At 38.0% G+C, this 15,291-nt stretch carries 19 protein-coding genes; 1 reads left to right on the top strand and 18 read right to left on the bottom strand.

Going from position 1 to position 15,291, the window contains the following annotated elements; genetic code table 11:
- Positions 1 to 61 precede the first annotated feature (61 nt).
- The 17 genes from ACRX5O_RS15520 to ACRX5O_RS15600 all read right to left on the bottom strand — a co-directional run bounded on the left by ACRX5O_RS15520 (position 62) and on the right by ACRX5O_RS15600 (position 11,667).
- On the bottom strand, positions 62 to 748 hold the full coding sequence (locus ACRX5O_RS15520) for a hypothetical protein (RefSeq protein WP_433906769.1): 687 nt from the start codon (positions 746 to 748) through the stop codon (positions 62 to 64).
- 190 nt (positions 749 to 938) lie between these two features.
- Entirely contained in the window at positions 939 to 1,319 is a 381-nt protein-coding gene (locus ACRX5O_RS15525; protein ID WP_433906770.1) for a VOC family protein, read from the bottom strand.
- Between the two features lie 23 nt (positions 1,320 to 1,342).
- Positions 1,343 to 2,563, bottom strand: a complete 1,221-nt coding sequence (locus ACRX5O_RS15530; RefSeq protein WP_433906771.1) for an MFS transporter — start codon at positions 2,561 to 2,563, stop codon at positions 1,343 to 1,345.
- 24 nt (positions 2,564 to 2,587) lie between these two features.
- Entirely contained in the window at positions 2,588 to 3,607 is a 1,020-nt protein-coding gene (locus tag ACRX5O_RS15535) for an ROK family transcriptional regulator (protein ID WP_433906772.1), read from the bottom strand.
- A 159-nt stretch (positions 3,608 to 3,766) separates the two neighbouring features.
- Complete coding sequence (locus ACRX5O_RS15540) at positions 3,767 to 3,844, bottom strand: YjcZ family sporulation protein (RefSeq protein ID WP_084362022.1); 78 nt, start codon at positions 3,842 to 3,844, stop codon at positions 3,767 to 3,769.
- Between the two features lie 95 nt (positions 3,845 to 3,939).
- Entirely contained in the window at positions 3,940 to 4,380 is a 441-nt protein-coding gene (locus tag ACRX5O_RS15545) for an SRPBCC family protein (RefSeq protein ID WP_433906773.1), read from the bottom strand.
- Between the two features lie 31 nt (positions 4,381 to 4,411).
- On the bottom strand, positions 4,412 to 5,209 hold the full coding sequence (locus ACRX5O_RS15550; RefSeq protein ID WP_433906774.1) for an SRPBCC domain-containing protein: 798 nt from the start codon (positions 5,207 to 5,209) through the stop codon (positions 4,412 to 4,414).
- A 136-nt stretch (positions 5,210 to 5,345) separates the two neighbouring features.
- The gene (locus ACRX5O_RS15555; protein WP_433906775.1) at positions 5,346 to 6,050 is read right to left on the bottom strand and encodes a YjjG family noncanonical pyrimidine nucleotidase; all 705 of its coding nucleotides are present in this window, start codon (positions 6,048 to 6,050) and stop codon (positions 5,346 to 5,348) included.
- 12 nt (positions 6,051 to 6,062) lie between these two features.
- Positions 6,063 to 6,590, bottom strand: a complete 528-nt coding sequence (locus tag ACRX5O_RS15560; protein WP_433906776.1) for a dihydrofolate reductase family protein — start codon at positions 6,588 to 6,590, stop codon at positions 6,063 to 6,065.
- Positions 6,591 to 6,668: 78 nt separating this feature from the next.
- A complete protein-coding gene (locus ACRX5O_RS15565; RefSeq protein ID WP_433906777.1) occupies positions 6,669 to 6,983 on the bottom strand; it encodes a thioredoxin family protein in 315 nt (104 codons plus the stop codon).
- A 14-nt stretch (positions 6,984 to 6,997) separates the two neighbouring features.
- On the bottom strand, positions 6,998 to 7,351 hold the full coding sequence (locus ACRX5O_RS15570; protein WP_433906778.1) for a MerR family transcriptional regulator: 354 nt from the start codon (positions 7,349 to 7,351) through the stop codon (positions 6,998 to 7,000).
- 122 nt (positions 7,352 to 7,473) lie between these two features.
- Complete coding sequence (locus tag ACRX5O_RS15575) at positions 7,474 to 8,037, bottom strand: histidine phosphatase family protein (protein ID WP_433906779.1); 564 nt, start codon at positions 8,035 to 8,037, stop codon at positions 7,474 to 7,476.
- Between the two features lie 105 nt (positions 8,038 to 8,142).
- A complete protein-coding gene (locus ACRX5O_RS15580; RefSeq protein WP_433906815.1) occupies positions 8,143 to 8,973 on the bottom strand; it encodes a pentapeptide repeat-containing protein in 831 nt (276 codons plus the stop codon).
- Positions 8,974 to 9,068: 95 nt separating this feature from the next.
- Positions 9,069 to 9,356, bottom strand: a complete 288-nt coding sequence (locus tag ACRX5O_RS15585; protein WP_433906780.1) for a hypothetical protein — start codon at positions 9,354 to 9,356, stop codon at positions 9,069 to 9,071.
- 14 nt (positions 9,357 to 9,370) lie between these two features.
- Positions 9,371 to 9,664 (bottom strand): antibiotic biosynthesis monooxygenase family protein, encoded by a 294-nt coding sequence (locus tag ACRX5O_RS15590; protein WP_433906781.1) that lies wholly within the window; start codon positions 9,662 to 9,664, stop codon positions 9,371 to 9,373.
- 20 nt (positions 9,665 to 9,684) lie between these two features.
- The gene (locus tag ACRX5O_RS15595) at positions 9,685 to 10,137 is read right to left on the bottom strand and encodes a GNAT family N-acetyltransferase (protein ID WP_433906782.1); all 453 of its coding nucleotides are present in this window, start codon (positions 10,135 to 10,137) and stop codon (positions 9,685 to 9,687) included.
- A gap of 363 nt (positions 10,138 to 10,500) precedes the next feature.
- A complete protein-coding gene (locus ACRX5O_RS15600; RefSeq protein ID WP_433906783.1) occupies positions 10,501 to 11,667 on the bottom strand; it encodes a TraB/GumN family protein in 1,167 nt (388 codons plus the stop codon).
- A gap of 234 nt (positions 11,668 to 11,901) precedes the next feature.
- On the opposite strand from ACRX5O_RS15600, the gene ACRX5O_RS15605 reads away from it, so the two are divergent.
- Positions 11,902 to 13,503, top strand: a complete 1,602-nt coding sequence (locus ACRX5O_RS15605; protein ID WP_433906784.1) for an ATP-binding protein — start codon at positions 11,902 to 11,904, stop codon at positions 13,501 to 13,503.
- 40 nt (positions 13,504 to 13,543) lie between these two features.
- Here ACRX5O_RS15605 and ACRX5O_RS15610 read toward each other — a convergent pair whose 3' ends face one another.
- A complete protein-coding gene (locus tag ACRX5O_RS15610) occupies positions 13,544 to 15,235 on the bottom strand; it encodes a methyl-accepting chemotaxis protein (RefSeq protein WP_433906785.1) in 1,692 nt (563 codons plus the stop codon).
- Positions 15,236 to 15,291 lie beyond the last annotated feature (56 nt).

Here is a 15,291-nt window from a genome sequence, read left to right on the forward strand (position 1 = left end):
AAATAGGAGCATCAATTTATACAATAAAAGGGCTACTAATTAGTAGCCCTTCTCAATTTCATTATCCAGTGATCGTAGCACTCCAATTTCCTCCACCTTGGTCACATGTAAAGTTTCCGGATGCTCTTCGTCCTTCTATTCTACCTGTGTAGGTACAGTTGTTTCCATCGCTGCTATTTCGACGTTCAATTCGAACCTGGTTTCCTTGTTGTTGCATTCTTAACACGGCTGTAACTGGTGTTGCACCTTGTCTAGTCCATCTACCGTCAAATACATTGCTATTTCCTCGTCGTGTCCAAATTCCTCTCCAGCCACCTTCTTCAACTTCCCATCTTCTTCCTAAATCTGGTTCTGCTGGCCCTCTTAAAATCGTACCGCTCCAAGACCCACCGCCTCTGTTACACACATTACTGCCAACTACTCTGTTTCCTTCAATTCTGCCTACGTACTGACAATTGTTTCCGTCGCTACTATTTCTTCTTGAAATACAGACGAAATTGCCGTCCACATTCATTCTCAATACAGCGGTAATTGGCGTTTGTCCGGCTCTCGTCCATCTGCCATCAAACACATTGCTGTTTCCACGTCTTGTCCATACACCTCTATAACCACCTTCTTCAACTTCCCATCTTCTTCCTAAATCAACTGGTTGTCTTAATGTAGAAACATATGGATCTTCATAATAATAATACGGTTGGACTGGTTGATAATTGTAGGCATAGTAATAAGGATTGCCGTAGTTGTACATAGATACAACCTCCTACTCATGTAATCTATTTATAATTAATCATGCATTTCATCATATGCCTAAATAAAAAAAATGCCCCAATAAAAAGCTAGGTCATAATGATCTTTTATTATCATTGGTAGAGGATAGCTAGGCCAACATAATAAAACAAAAAAAGCCACCCTAAAAGGCAGCCATATTTTAGTAAGTTTTATACGGTTAATTCAATAAGATTCCCTTCAGGGTCCACTATTACACTCTCATAATAGCCATCACCTGTCAGACGTGGTCCATCAACGAGAACATACCCATCTTCTTGAAGCTTCACCGTAAGTTCATTGACCTTTTCTCTACTGCCAAGTGAAAACGCGACATGTGCCCAACCGATTCTGTCAGCTTGATCTTCTTTATCCACTCCTACTTTGCGCATAATCTCTAAACGCGCTCCACTTTCGTATTGAATAAAATAAGATTCAAAGCCTTTTTTCACATTATGATACTTTTCATTTGATTTTCCCTTAAAGTATCTTTCATAAAAAGCTTTCATTTTTTCTAAATCTTTCACCCAGATGGCTATATGCTCAATTTTCAATTCTCTCCACTCCTCCCTATTGGTTACATAGCAGTTGATTCAGTATTTCTTTTCAATAAGGCCTTCCTTTCGATCATGATTCTATTTAACCTTTCAGAAGCCAAAAGCATCCCAATTGCAAAGAGTACGATCACAAAGGGAAAAATACCAATCGTTGTTTGAGCAGCCACCAATCCTAGTAATGGTGGTAAAAAGGTACTTCCCGTATAGGCAAGCGCCATTTGATAACCCATAATCGTCTGAGAATGTTCCTTTCCAAATCGTGTTGGAGTTTCATGTAACATACATGGAAAAATGGGTGCCAGGCCTAATCCAATTAATATTAAACCTACAAGAGAAAATATTGATGGTATGGGTAATAGCAAAAGGATCGTACCAGCAAGAGCTGTCAGCTGACCTGAGCGAATTAACGTTTTGTTATCAACCTTTAGCGTAATAAATCCGGTCAAGAACCTGCCTATCGTAATGCCTCCATAATATAAAGAAACCCACTGAGCCGCTACTCCTACTGACAAATCTTTTACGTTTACCAAATAACTACTTCCCCAAAGACCTACGCCTGCTTCAGCACCGCAATAAAATAAAAACGTAGCCATGGCTAGCTTTACACCCTTAATTTTAAGAGGCTTTTCATTTTTTGTAGTATGACTGATAGATGAATCTATTTCTGTGTTTAGTTTGTTGGTCGATTTACTAGCTACCTTTTCCCATAACGGCAAGGTTAAGAAAAGAATAACGACTAATCCAAACTGAAGGCCAGCAATGGCAAAATATCCACTTCTCCACGATTGATCTCCCGTAAGGTACGAAGACATAATAATTGGCCCAAGCGTAGCCCCCACTCCCCAAAAGCAGTGAAGCCAACTCATGTGGTGTGCCTTATAGTGGGCAGCCACATAATTGTTTAAAGCAGCATCCACACAACCTGCTCCTAATCCAAGTGGGATTGCACATATAAACAGCCAAATCATTGATGGTGCAAAATTAAATCCAAGTATCGCTACAGCCGTCAGAAGACAGCTAATAAAAGTCACCTTACCAGTACCGAACCTATTAAGAACTTTCCCTGTAAATAGACTCGATACAATTGTGGCACCTGCAATCGCCATAAATAGCCATCCAGCCATTTCCATTGGTGCTCCGTATTCCGCTCGCATTAATGGCCATGTAACTCCTAACAAGGAATCTGGTAAACCTAAGCTAATAAAAGCCAAATAAATGATCACTAAGAAAAATGTTGCCATTAGAAGTTCTCCTCTCTTATCTGTTTACTTACTTGTTTTTGTGATCATGAGCTCCAGCCCTAAATTCTGTAAACCAAACAAATAGTCGTGTTTCCAGTTGCTTTCGGTTAATTGAGGAAGATGCTCACTTGGAACATAGGTCGAACTTTTCTTTTTAATCTCTTCAAGAACCTCTTCATTCACTTCACCATGACAAAAAATGACCATATGAGGGTTTATTATGGCAACAAATGTAGCTACTAACCTACTTACCGCATCCAATGTATGATCATCAAGAAATGCCGCTCGATTTTCTAAGGCTTGAAAGAAGTTTTGTTTTTCGTACTGTGGAACAAAGGATACTTCCCCTGAGAAAAAGGAACGCCCACGCACAACGTCTCCATTAATTAGAACACCGGCACCTGGTCCATTCTTGCCAAAATACAAGTATACGAGAGACTGATTGTCCGTATTCCCAAGCGATTTATAGTAGCCAAGTACCGCTGCATTCATATCGTTTTCGATTATAACAGGGATAGAAAAAAGATTTTCATAATACCCTTTTAAATCAAAGTTCTGTAAATGGTCATAATCAGGTATGTAAAATATACGACCATTATCAACCGATCCAGGTACGCCAATCGCAATGGAGGAAATTCTTGGATACTCCGCAATGATGCCCTGAATACATTTGGTTAATAAACTCAAATCGCTATTCTTTAGTACGCTTGACGTGTTCCCTTGTTCTTTTACCTCACCCAAACAATTAAAAACGGTATAGTGGGTTTCATTACTTTCTAAAAAAATCGCCAAGCCCAGCATATACTCGGGATTGTATGAGTAGCGTTTGGCCCTTCTTCCTCCACTCGAATCATCAAGGCCAACGACCAACAGTTCTCCATCCTTTTCCATTTGCGTGAGAAATTTGCTAATCGTAGGAAAACTAATTCCTAATTTATTGCTTAATTCAACTTTTGTTGCACTCCCAAGTTCAAGTAATCCAGATCGGATTCCCCTTAAGATGACGTTTTTCATTGATTTTGGAGTTGCTATTAAATCACTCATCTATTCATTCACCACCGTTTCAAGACACTTATTAAACTTCTTTAATAAGTTACAAAGATACAATAGCATACTAAAATCGTGCACACAATAACAAAATTTTATTAAACTAAAAAAGAGTCAACCAGTTATGGCTGACTCTTTACCTATTCACTATGCCATTTAGGCAACAAATGCTGTACCAACAATAATTAACAAAATGAATAGTACAACGATTAACGCAAAACTATTGTTATACATTCATTAACACCTCCCTCAGTGTTACAATACTATCCTATGATGATAGAAAGAGATCGGAAGGGCGAATGCCTATGATCACTATTGGTAAAACCTTCCTATTCTTGGTCCTCAAGTATCTCTTTGATCTTTTTCAAATCCTTCATATTAGCTTTCTTCATCATCGCAGCCATAAAAGGAGAGAAAAGTTTAGAGAAACCAGTGGGATTTCCCCGATTTCGAAGAGTCATACGAGTAACATCACTTTCAATAGACTTCCATGTATATATTGTCTCCATCGGAAACGGACCAGCAGAGGTCTTCATGACTAACTTCTCCCCTGGTTGGAATTCGGTAATCTCATAAATATAAGCAAGCTCTCGTCCGAGGAAATTTGCCTTAAATGCAATTTGAGATCCTTTCTTTACAGTTTTTTCAGTTTTCCATTCCGCCGACTGAATATTCACATACCATTCTGGAGCATTTTCCGGATTGGATGCGTACGTTGATACTTTTTCTAACGGACGATTTATGATGATTTCTGTAAACACGTCTACCATGATTATGTTCCTCCAGTTCAGATTGGATCATCTATTGTACGTTATTATTTTCTTCAACATATTTCTTTAATAACGTGCCAAGAAGATGTTTCCATCCATGATTATGTGATTCCTCCCATTCTTCTTCAATAACGCCTGAAGCAGTATGAGATAATTGAAGGGTTGTAACACCATCTTTTTCAGTCAATCGATAGGTATATGCACTATTAACTGCCCCTTGCATGCCTAAATGACCATGTAGTCGAATTTCCTCTGGAGCATTTACATAATACACATTTCCCCATACTGCTCCATCATTTTCTCCCCATCTTTCAATAAATTGTCCTCCTGGTACTGCATCAAAAGAAAATGTTGAGCGCACACCTTTTGGAGCTAACCGAAACTCCCACCAGTCTTCTGCCTTCTCGGTCAAAGCTTTAAAAACCTCTTGCCGTGGTGCGTTTATGACTACTTCTTGCTCAATACGAAACACTTGTGCTTGTTTTGAATGATCCATTTCTAGTTCTCCTCCTGTTTGTTCAGCTAATGATTTTAAATTCAGAAGTGATCGGGCATCCTTCTTCATATATTTCGCTACCCATCTTTCGTTCATTTCCTCTAAAGGAATGACATTAAGATAATTAAACCTGTATTTCCCCTCGCGTCGAACAATTACAAGATTGCCTTCTTGCAAGGCTGATAAATGCTTCATAATCGCATATCTTGAGACTTCGGGAAAAAAATCATTTAGTTCCCCCGTCGTTTTTGGGGATTGCTTCAATATATCAAGAATGCGTCTTCGGGTTGGGTGGCCCAGTGCTTTAAAAAGAGCCGAAAGTTCATCATCCATCACAATGATCCTTTCCAGATTGGTTTTAAATATAATATGTTACCTTTTTGTCACTTATCATATGTGACTATATAGTAACATGTTGAATAAAAGAAAGGAAGAGCTTAATATCAAGTCGGCTCTTCCATTATTATTCCTATGAGGTTTTCACCAAACTTGGTAAAATCTCATGTATCTCCTTTAACTGTTGAATCTCATAAGTAGGACTAATCCCTGATTGATTTTCTTTTCGTAACGGGTTAAACCAACAGGTATCTAGACCAGAGATCTGTCCACCTTTAATATCTGCAGATAAAGAATCCCCTATAATCAAACCCTGTCCTGGAATATAGTCTGGAATTCTGTCAAACACATAATCAAAGAATTCCTTCATTGGCTTTTGAAACCCTGTGTCTTCTGAGACAAAAACATTCTTAAAATATGAATATAAACCAGAATCTCTAATTCTTCTATCCTGCGTTTTGGACACGCCATTTGTGACAATGTACAGTTCATATCGAGACTGCAAGTGCATAACTAAGTCCATCGCACCGTCAATAAGCTGATGTCCTTGCTCTAAATAACTGCGATACTTTCTTTCTAATAAACTTCCATCTACTTCTAAATCGTATTGCATAAAGAAAGCCGAAAATCTCGTGTTGAGTACCTCGTCTCGATCGATCTGTCCGTTTTCATAAGCATTCCACAAACCCTGGTTTATCTCTTTATACCTGCGTTCGTCTTCTGCCGTTAAGTCCATATTTTGTTCTGCAAAGAGAGCGCGTAACGCTTCCTTCTCCGTAGCTTGAAAATCTAATAACGTATCATCTATATCAAAAAATACATACTTATATATTTTCACATTATTTCCTTCCTATCTTTTAACAATATAATGCAATTCAACAAATTGATTGAATCTTTTAATTCCCTTTAACTCAAGTTTCTGTTCAAGCTCGTATTCCTTAAATAACGGAATCCCTGCCCCAAGTAAAACCGGAGCTACGGTAATCGTTAACTCATCCACAAGCTTCTCTTTTAAAAACGAATGAATCAAGTCTCCTCCACCAACTAACCAAATAGACTTCCCTTGCTGTTCTTTAAGCTTATTTATAAAAGGAACAACGTCATCCGCAACAAACTTCACATGTTGATTGTTCCCCGGTTGATTTCTTGAAAATACAAAACTCTCTTTTCCTTCGTACGGAAATTGTCCATTTACCTGGTTCATCACCCAGTCAAAGGTCCTTCTTCCCATAAGGATTGTGTCTACTGTTTCATAAAATTCTGAGTATCCATTGTCTCCTTCGCCTTCTACTTGAAAAAGCCAATCCAGCGATTCATCATTAGTGGCAATATATCCATCCAAGCTCGTCGCTATGAAAAGAACAACCTTTCGACTCATCCATTTTCCCCCTAACAGTAAAAAAGCCACCATGAAGGTAGCCATTTTATTTCCATAAATAACATTTTATCATATTTGTTATATTATGAAACGATCAATGATTGTACTAATTTGTTCTCTACTATGAAGACCACGCAACGTATCGATCAGCTCCCCATCCTTGAATACTAATAGCGTTGGCAATCCCAAAATTCCAAAACGGGATGCTAGTTCAGGTTCTTCATCAGCATCAACCTTCGCAATCATCACACGACTTCCATATTCCACCTCAAGTTCCTCTAAAATTGGTTCTTGCACACGGCACGGAGGGCACCATGGAGCGCCAAAATCCACTAATACAACTCCCTTTTTTTCTACTTGTTTATGAAATGCTTCTTGACCTAGTTCTAACATTATTTGTACCTCCCTTATTGGTCTTCTTCTTTTATCGCTGCTACACGATCATTTAAATTTAATCGAATCATTTGAAGCACCTCAATCTGCTTTTCAATTTCCTCCAATTTTTGCTCGTAAATCGGCAGTACTTCTTTACAAAAGGTTTCTTTATTTTTAAGAACACAGTGTAAAAACCCAGAAATCTGCTCTATGGACAGTCCTAAATCCAAATAAAACTTGATTGTATGGACTTGGTCAATGGCTGTTTCATTGTAAATGCGATAGCCATTCGATAATCTCGTCGGACTTAAAATCCCCTGCTCCTCATAATACCTTAGGGAACGGATACTCACCCCCGTTAATTTAGATAACTCACCGATTTTCATTGAGGAGACTCCTTTCATACGCTTGATACTTCCATTTTAAACCGTAACACTAATGTGAGGGTCAAGAGTTTTTTGAAAAATAAAAAAGAGTCAACCTGTTTGATTAACTCCTTCAATAAGATTCATTTAGTATATGTAGTAACTTGCCAATGCTTCGTGGCAGGTCTTTTCGCGCCTGTCCATCCCATTTGTAAAAGTTCTTTCGCTATTAATATATTAAAAAATCCATGACCGACCAATACCACAGATTGGGATTTTTCAGCCGTATGGACTAGTTCCTCTGCAGCTTGTTTGGCTCGAATTTTTGCATCCGCAAAGGATTCACAGTTTCTAGAATAACCCGCAACCCACAAGCACCTCATCAAGATTGCCCATCCGTTCGGCTGCAATTTTACTTTCGAGAAAAATCCTGATATTGTTGGCAACTCTATTTCTCTGAACAAAGAATCGGAAACAAGGTCCACTGTGGGAATTAATAATTTTGCAGACTCCCTGGACCTATATAAATCACTTGTATAGACCATGCTGGCTGTTGCCCATTTTTTTTGCGTTTCCTTCGGGTAAGTTTCTTCTTCATAAACCCCATGATCATCATACCTAGTTACCCAGTCTTCAAATTGTTTAACTGTTATCCAATCATTATGTACCCATTTTGATCTTCCATGCCTTATTAAAGAAATCTCCATCAATATATCTCCCACTGAAAAATAAATAAAAAAGAATGTAAATGAGACCTACACTGCCCACCCTGATATAAATCATTTGTACATTCCTTAATAAGATATCTAAACCTATGTTAACCAATGTTCTGGTATTTTTAAGTGAGATGGTAATTTAGTATTTTTGTCGCCTTCCGCGGCATTTACTTGTGCTTGTGTAAGAAAGATACTTCCTTGTAAATTAGCGCCATGTAAATTGGCATCTCTCAAATCCGAACCAATAAAGTCACAATACCGTAAATCACTTTCTCGAAGGTCCGCAGCAATTAGAAATGCGCCCCTCCAACTCATCCCTTTTAAGTTTGCACTTTTTAACTTGACACCTATTAAATCCATGCCTTTTCCAACTTTTTTCTGATGATTTTTATCTTTTTTCACTTTATGACGAACAAGCTCACTTGATTTTAAAAGGCATTCATTTACAACCACACGATGATTGGATACATTAAGATCCATCAGCACAATCGGATTAAGTTTCGTAAGGGCTTCCGTCTCGTCTAGTACCTTTTGTATCTCATTATGAATGGAACGAGTATCTCCTATACTAAGTGCTTCCTGTAGGTAATACAACATCTCGTGAAGCTGCTGCATGATTGGAAAAACACGAAACATTTCCTTTGCTGTATTCTTGTCTTCCCGCCAATCTCTTCCCTTGTAGGTAAATTGAGAAACCTTTTGTCCAGCTCCAAAACATTCATACACAGTGCAGCCTTTATATCCCTTCCCCCGCAAACCCTCATGAATTCCGCAGCGATAATTTTCTTGAAGATTATTGCAAGGTACCCCTCCATCTTTATCTACAGCAAAATCAGCTGATTTGATAAATGGCAAAGCGACACAGCATAAACCAAAACAATTTTCACAATCAGCTTTATAGTTTATTAAAAGTTCTTTGTTTGTCATAGTTTGATGAGACAACCTGTACACTCCTCTTCCAAATATAAACAACAATCATATTCCTATTCAACCCTCTTTTCGCGTAATGAACCTATTATAGGTTAAAAAAAGGGAACTAAAATGAGGAGTAAACTTGCACCTGAAACAAGTACATTGGTAACTTTCTTGGGAAGCTTTTCTCTTCCCTTCCCCTTATACCATCCACTAAACTGCCATCTATTCCGATATAAAACAAATAAGAGAATAAAGATAGAAAGAGAAACCATCCACTCTTTATTAGCTATCTTTACTCCTAGAAGTTCATAAATATATGTAAATAGCATCCCTAACAAGCTCCCAATAAAACCGAACAATAATATGATTCTCACTAGTTCTAATAGGACCCTCATAGTACGCCTCCGTGTTAAAGTTTAACCTTACTAAAATGCTCTACTGTCGGAAACGGGTCATAGAAATGATGTAATAAAAGTTTCCACTCCTGATACTCTGCTGACCCACGAAATCCAATTGTGTGATCCTCTAATGTATCCCACTTCACAAGTAACAAATACTTGCCCTTCACTTCCAAACAGCGCTGTAACTCATGTGACAGATAGCCTCTCATACTGGAAATAATTCCAGATGCTTGACGAAATGCCTCCTCGTATTCCTCTTCAAGCCCCTCTCTAACCTGAAGCATAACCGCTTCTAAAATCATAAAAAACTTCCCCTTTCTTCTTACAAGTCTCTTGATAGTCGAATCATATCTCTACAATGAATACCATTTTCGTAGATTTCCTCTGGGTAGTTCTTACTAAAAAAGTCGATATCTACACCCACAATCCGAAAGCCACATTTTTGATAAAGAGCCAGCTGTCCAATGCTTGAATTACCGGTACCAATTTCTAATCGTTGAAATCCACGATCTTTCGCTATCTGAATGGCATGCAAAACAAGCTTTTTGCCAAGCCCTTTCCCTTGTTTACTCTCCAAAACGGAAAGATTCACTAGCTCAACGGTTTCAGGTCTAGTAGGGAGTAGAACGTACACGCCAACTACTATGTTGGCGTCTTCAGCTAGATAGCAATCTCCCCTTCTGATATACTCTTCTACTATTTTTCGAGAAGGATCAGCTTCAAGCAACAAATCGAATGGGACTGATTCCCCTGTGTTAAGCTTTCGTATTTTCATATATAATTCTCACCTGCTGTCATGGTACTTTCCATTATACACCATTATTCTTTTAAAAATGGAAAGAATTCTGTTCTTTCCTGTCCAGATAAATAGCTTACCAATTTTACTAATTACTGAGAAATCCCATGTTCTAAATGCTGTTTTAGTTCCTTCAACTCACTAATTTCTGGATATTCAAGGAACCAAATCCTAATTTATTTCCTCTAACAACCTAAATTCTGGATATCCAAGGAACCATATCTTAATTACTTCCCCCTATCCACTAAATTCTGGATATCTAAGTAACGAAACCGTAACAATTGCTCCCGCCCTAAATAATAAAAAAGATGAAGACCCCCTTTGGGTCTTCATCTTCCTAAATTATAAGTTCTCGAAGAAAACTCGGATTACATCTGCTCCGCCAATGACTGTTCCAAGTGTACTTCCAAGGTTTGATAATACAACGATTAGCAATATTCGGCTAACTTTGTTTTTCCAGAATCCTTTTACACTAAACACGTCTTCAGACAGCGTTTCAAAATCTTTAACACTTGGGCGTCTGACATAAGCTTGGGCAAGTCCGGCAAACCAGCCTGATGCGAGAACTGGGTTTAAGGATGTAATCGGAGCTGCCAAAAAGGCGGTTAAAACCGTCAATGGATGTCCGAGTGCAATTGCTGCTCCTAATGCCGATAACCCACCATGCCACAAAATCCAACTGAATGTTTGAGATAACCCTGCTTGCGGATTGGCGATAAACGTATACGCAATGATTGCTAAGATCATCACAGGAATACTCCAGCCAATGATTTTTGGCCATTTTGATTTAGGGGGGACAGATGTTAGCTTTGTTAAGTCCTGTTCTTTTTTAATTTCTTCCTTGATTCCTGGTACATGTGCTGCTCCAAGTACGGCAACAATTTTCTCCCCTGGCGCCTCTTTTATTTTTTGTGCAAGATATTGATCTCGTTCATCAATAAGAGGTTTCTTTAATCGCGGAAAGGTTTCCGTAAATTCATTAAGGATCGCTTGAAGCGTATCCTGACTTTTCATTTTTTCCAATTCTTCTTCCGTAATACTTTCCTTGCTAAAAATACCTGCGATCACTTGGCTTAAAAGAAGCGCTTTTCCTTTAAGGCCAATTCCACCCCAAATTCTAGCAAAGGTAATTTGGATATTCCGATCGGCGAGTACAAGTGTTGCGCCTGTTTCTTTCGCTGATTCAATTCCTTGAATCATTTCCTGCCCTGCTTTTATGCCAAATTGATTAGCCATCCGATTTTGAAAGGAAGAAATAGCTAAATTCATTAACAATAAGGAGGCTTTCTTTTCCTTAATCACTTGTATGATATCCATTTCCCTCCACTTGTTTCCATCCGTAATCGATTGATATCTTTGCTTATCCAACTCTACACACACAGCATCAGGTTTCTCAGCTTCAATAACCTCCTTCACCTGCTCTGCACTATGCTTCGACACATGGGCGGTCCCAATAAGTATGTATTCTTTTCCGTCAAGATGCATTCTTGTAATGTTTTCTTCTACCATAGATACCTTCCTTTAAAAACCATCACGTAATTTGTCTACTAACCTAATAATGATGTCTATGTTCTTTTTGTCCATTATAACATGAACGCGCCACCGATTGCGCCTTTTACACTAGCTATCTTTATCTACGCTTTTATCATGGTTTTTCTATCCCCTTCTAAAATCACTAGGATAAAAGATGCATATTTCATGTTATAATACAATTTGCATTTATTATTTTTGAGGTGCTATTCGATGAACGAAAAGGAACCACGTTATATCACACTTTCAAAGCTGAAGTGTAAAGAAATCGGGATGGATCCAAATGAGATCGTTCGTCCCAGGGTAACTTTATCCAAATTAGAGGTTCAAAAAAGACAAGAAGCGTATAGAGAAATACTGTCCGTTGTTCGTTTCTTTTCAGAAAAACTGATTTTTACTTTACAAGAAACGCCAATTTTCATCGCTATTTCGGATTCAGAAGGTTACTTATTAGACCTGGCAGGTGACGACCTCATAAAGTCTACTATTGATCAATTTGGTATTCACTTGGGAAGTTTATTTAGACAAGAAGATACAGGAACGAATGTAGTTAGTTTGGCGTTAGAACACCAGCATCCCGTTCAGTTAGTGGGAGAGGACCATTACCACACCTTTCTTCATAAAATGGCGTGCTATGGCGCTCCTTTTCATTACACAGATGAGGATAATCTATTAGGTAGTGTAAATATCATGGTCCCTGTTGCTTTTCACAATCCCTTATTTTTGCCAATGCTTACCCAATTAGTGGATTCTATTGAGAGAGAATTGCTTTTAAGAAAACAAAATCGTAAGCTTAATATCTTTAATCAAGTATTGATAAATGGAGCTAGAAACGGAATCATTATTACTAATGCAAATGGGATGATTTTAGAGTTTACTGATTTTGCTAAGCAAATTTTCCATAAACCTTTTACAAGAATTAATGAACTTCCCACTATAGGAGACTATTTCAAGAATGTCCTTACTATGGAGGAAATTTATGATAGTAAAGAAGTCATTTTTCAAAGTACTTTAGGAGACCCAATTATTTGTCTTTTTGATGCACAACCGATTTATGAGGGTGAGAAGGTCATTGGAGCGTACGGACAACTACGTGACATGACAGATCGCTTTTTTATGGAGGAAAAGATAAAGACGGCTGAAAAACAAGTACTAGCAGGGCGAATTGCGGCTGGAATCGCGCATGAAATAAGGAATCCTCTAACAACTGTACGTGGGTACCTCCAATTTCTTGAAAAAGAGGTGGGGAGTGATATCGGTCAATTATTTTCCAACCTACTCATTCCGGAAATCGATCGAGCGAATAAAATTATTACAGACTTTCTAAGTATTGCAAAGCCTTCCGAAAAAATGTTTGAACGTATCCAAATTAAGCATTTCTTTACAAACTACTTATGGAATTTTCTTAAAAGTGAAGCTTTGTTGCACAATGTAAATCTGGATTTTAATATACCACCACATACGGAGAATCTTTTCATCTTATGCAATCGCGAAGAGTTACTTCAGGTATTTATTAATTTATTTCAAAATTCTTTACAGGCAGAAGGCGACACTCCACTAGCTGTAAGAATCTGTACCGATATAAAAGATGAGCATATCCAAATAAAGTTCAGTGATAATGGGAAAGGCATTCCTCCCTCCGTTTTGACGAATATCTTCGAACCATTTTTTTCAACAAAGGATATGGGGACAGGATTAGGCCTATCGGTCTCGCTAAAAATAATCGAGAACCACAATGGTCAAATGACTGCTAAGAGTATGGAGAATTCAGGAACAACTTTTGTGATTGAACTCCCCAATCATAAGGAAACCTAATAAACAGCAGCCTCCATTACTTGGAAGCTGCTGTTTTAAGTTACACTTTAAATTTCCCTATTAATTGTTGAAGATCTTCTGCCATTTTTGCTAATGAATCAGAAGAAGAGCTAATTTCATCCATTGCTGCCAGCTGCTCTTCTGTTGATGCCGCCATACTCTGGGTTCCAGCCGCTGTCATTTCTGAAGTGTCCCCTACTTTTTCAATGGCAACAACCATTTGTTCCGTCTCCTTTGATATTTCTTGAACTGAACGTGCCATTTTAAGGATCTCAGAAGAAACTTCAGATACCGATTGTTCTATTTCTTTAAACGACTGTCCAGCATGTTGAATATATGATGTACCTTCATTTACTTTAATTGTTGTTTCATCCATAGAACGTAATGTTTGATTAGTGTCAGATTGAATGATGCCAATTAGTTGAGAAATTTGACTTGCGGAAGCTGCCGATTGTTCTGCTAATTTCCGAACTTCATCTGAAACAACGGCAAAACCTCTTCCATTTTCTCCTGCTCTCGCTGCTTCAATGGCAGCGTTTAATGCTAAAAGATTCGTTTGCTCAGCGATTCCAGTGATTACTTTAACAATCTCACTGATTTGACCAGATCGTTCTCCTAGTTTTCTAACCTCTTGTGATAATTGCTCTACAGTTGAATGAATATCATCCATTTTTCCAGCAATACCTTCAATTGCTTTGTTCCCTTCAACAGCTCCTGTTGCCGTTGATAACGCATTGCTGGCAACCCATTCAGTTTTTGAAGCAATGGAGCTTAATCTTGATGATAGATCGCTCATTTTAATCGAGGTATCTTTAACTGTTAGTACTTGTTGATCTGTTCCTGCTGCAACTTGTTCTACCGTGGAAGCAATCTGTTCCGTTGCTTTTGTTGTTTCCTGCGAGCTAACGTTTAGTTGCTCAGCTGCTGCTGCCACCTGATCTGCATTGTCACTTACTTGTTTCATTAAATCGCGTAATTTCCCTACCATCTGATTGAACGAAATAGCCATCACACCTAGCTCATCTTTGGATTTTAAATGAATAACATGTGTGAGATCGCCTTCACCTTCTGCAATATCCTTCAACCGTTTAGTCATCTCATTTAAAGGCTTCACAATTGATCTAATAATGAAGAATGCTACTATTACTCCAAAGATAATAGATAGACCAATTACAATGTATTGGATCAACGAACCTGTTTTTTGATCCTCATTTACTATCTTTTTATCAGCTTCTATTTCTTTATTTATTTTTGTGAGAAAGGTATCTATACTTGGATCTACTAGTTCTTTTCGAATACTTCTTTCCTCTTCCATGTGGATCTTTAATGCTTTTTCTTGCTCACCACTTGTATAGTACTCGACCATTTCTTGATTTTTTTCAAAATAGGTTTGTAGATTCGATTGAATCTCTTGAATTTCCTCTTTATCCTCAGATGCTAAGCTATTCATTGATGATAATATAGAAAAACAACTCTCTATTTCTTCTACTTTCTTTGCAATCCCATCAACTAACTCCATATCACCTGTTAGAAGGAAGGCTCTTTCATCATTAGATATTCCTGTAAATCGATACTGAAGAGACTTCAATAAAAATTGAACTTCTTGGTCTTCCTGCATTTCAAGGTACGCACTTTTAGTAGAATGTATTTGAAAAACAGATAAAGTCCCTGTAACGATTAGCGATAGGAATAGAATAGTAACTACAACAATTAATTTACTCTGTATCTTCAAGCATAGTCCCTCCAGAATATATTTCTAGGGATTATATCGACATTGTTTCTAACATC

It is taken from the genome of Robertmurraya mesotrionivorans, assembly GCF_050971805.1.
Classification (GTDB): Bacteria; Bacillota; Bacilli; order Bacillales; family Cytobacillaceae; genus Robertmurraya_A.

Bases quoted from the DNA above. Each gene is read 5' to 3' on its own strand.
- ACRX5O_RS15580 (WP_433906815.1), bottom strand. From the start codon at position 8,973: ATGACAAACAAAGAACTTTTAATAAACTATAAAGCTGATTGTGAAAAT.
- ACRX5O_RS15530 (WP_433906771.1), bottom strand. From the start codon at position 2,563: ATGGCAACATTTTTCTTAGTGATCATTTATTTGGCTTTTATTAGCTTA.
- ACRX5O_RS15560 (WP_433906776.1), bottom strand. From the start codon at position 6,590: ATGAGTCGAAAGGTTGTTCTTTTCATAGCGACGAGCTTGGATGGATAT.
- ACRX5O_RS15565 (WP_433906777.1), bottom strand. From the start codon at position 6,983: ATGTTAGAACTAGGTCAAGAAGCATTTCATAAACAAGTAGAAAAAAAG.
- ACRX5O_RS15520 (WP_433906769.1), bottom strand. From the start codon at position 748: ATGTACAACTACGGCAATCCTTATTACTATGCCTACAATTATCAACCA.
- ACRX5O_RS15595 (WP_433906782.1), bottom strand. From the start codon at position 10,137: ATGAAAATACGAAAGCTTAACACAGGGGAATCAGTCCCATTCGATTTG.
- ACRX5O_RS15585 (WP_433906780.1), bottom strand. From the start codon at position 9,356: ATGAGGGTCCTATTAGAACTAGTGAGAATCATATTATTGTTCGGTTTT.
- ACRX5O_RS15600 (WP_433906783.1), bottom strand. From the start codon at position 11,667: ATGGTAGAAGAAAACATTACAAGAATGCATCTTGACGGAAAAGAATAC.
- ACRX5O_RS15570 (WP_433906778.1), bottom strand. From the start codon at position 7,351: ATGAAAATCGGTGAGTTATCTAAATTAACGGGGGTGAGTATCCGTTCC.
- ACRX5O_RS15575 (WP_433906779.1), bottom strand. From the start codon at position 8,037: ATGGAGATTTCTTTAATAAGGCATGGAAGATCAAAATGGGTACATAAT.
- ACRX5O_RS15535 (WP_433906772.1), bottom strand. From the start codon at position 3,607: ATGAGTGATTTAATAGCAACTCCAAAATCAATGAAAAACGTCATCTTA.
- ACRX5O_RS15590 (WP_433906781.1), bottom strand. From the start codon at position 9,664: ATGATTTTAGAAGCGGTTATGCTTCAGGTTAGAGAGGGGCTTGAAGAG.
- ACRX5O_RS15550 (WP_433906774.1), bottom strand. From the start codon at position 5,209: ATGGATGATGAACTTTCGGCTCTTTTTAAAGCACTGGGCCACCCAACC.
- ACRX5O_RS15545 (WP_433906773.1), bottom strand. From the start codon at position 4,380: ATGGTAGACGTGTTTACAGAAATCATCATAAATCGTCCGTTAGAAAAA.
- ACRX5O_RS15605 (WP_433906784.1), top strand. From the start codon at position 11,902: ATGAACGAAAAGGAACCACGTTATATCACACTTTCAAAGCTGAAGTGT.
- ACRX5O_RS15540 (WP_084362022.1), bottom strand. From the start codon at position 3,844: ATGTATAACAATAGTTTTGCGTTAATCGTTGTACTATTCATTTTGTTA.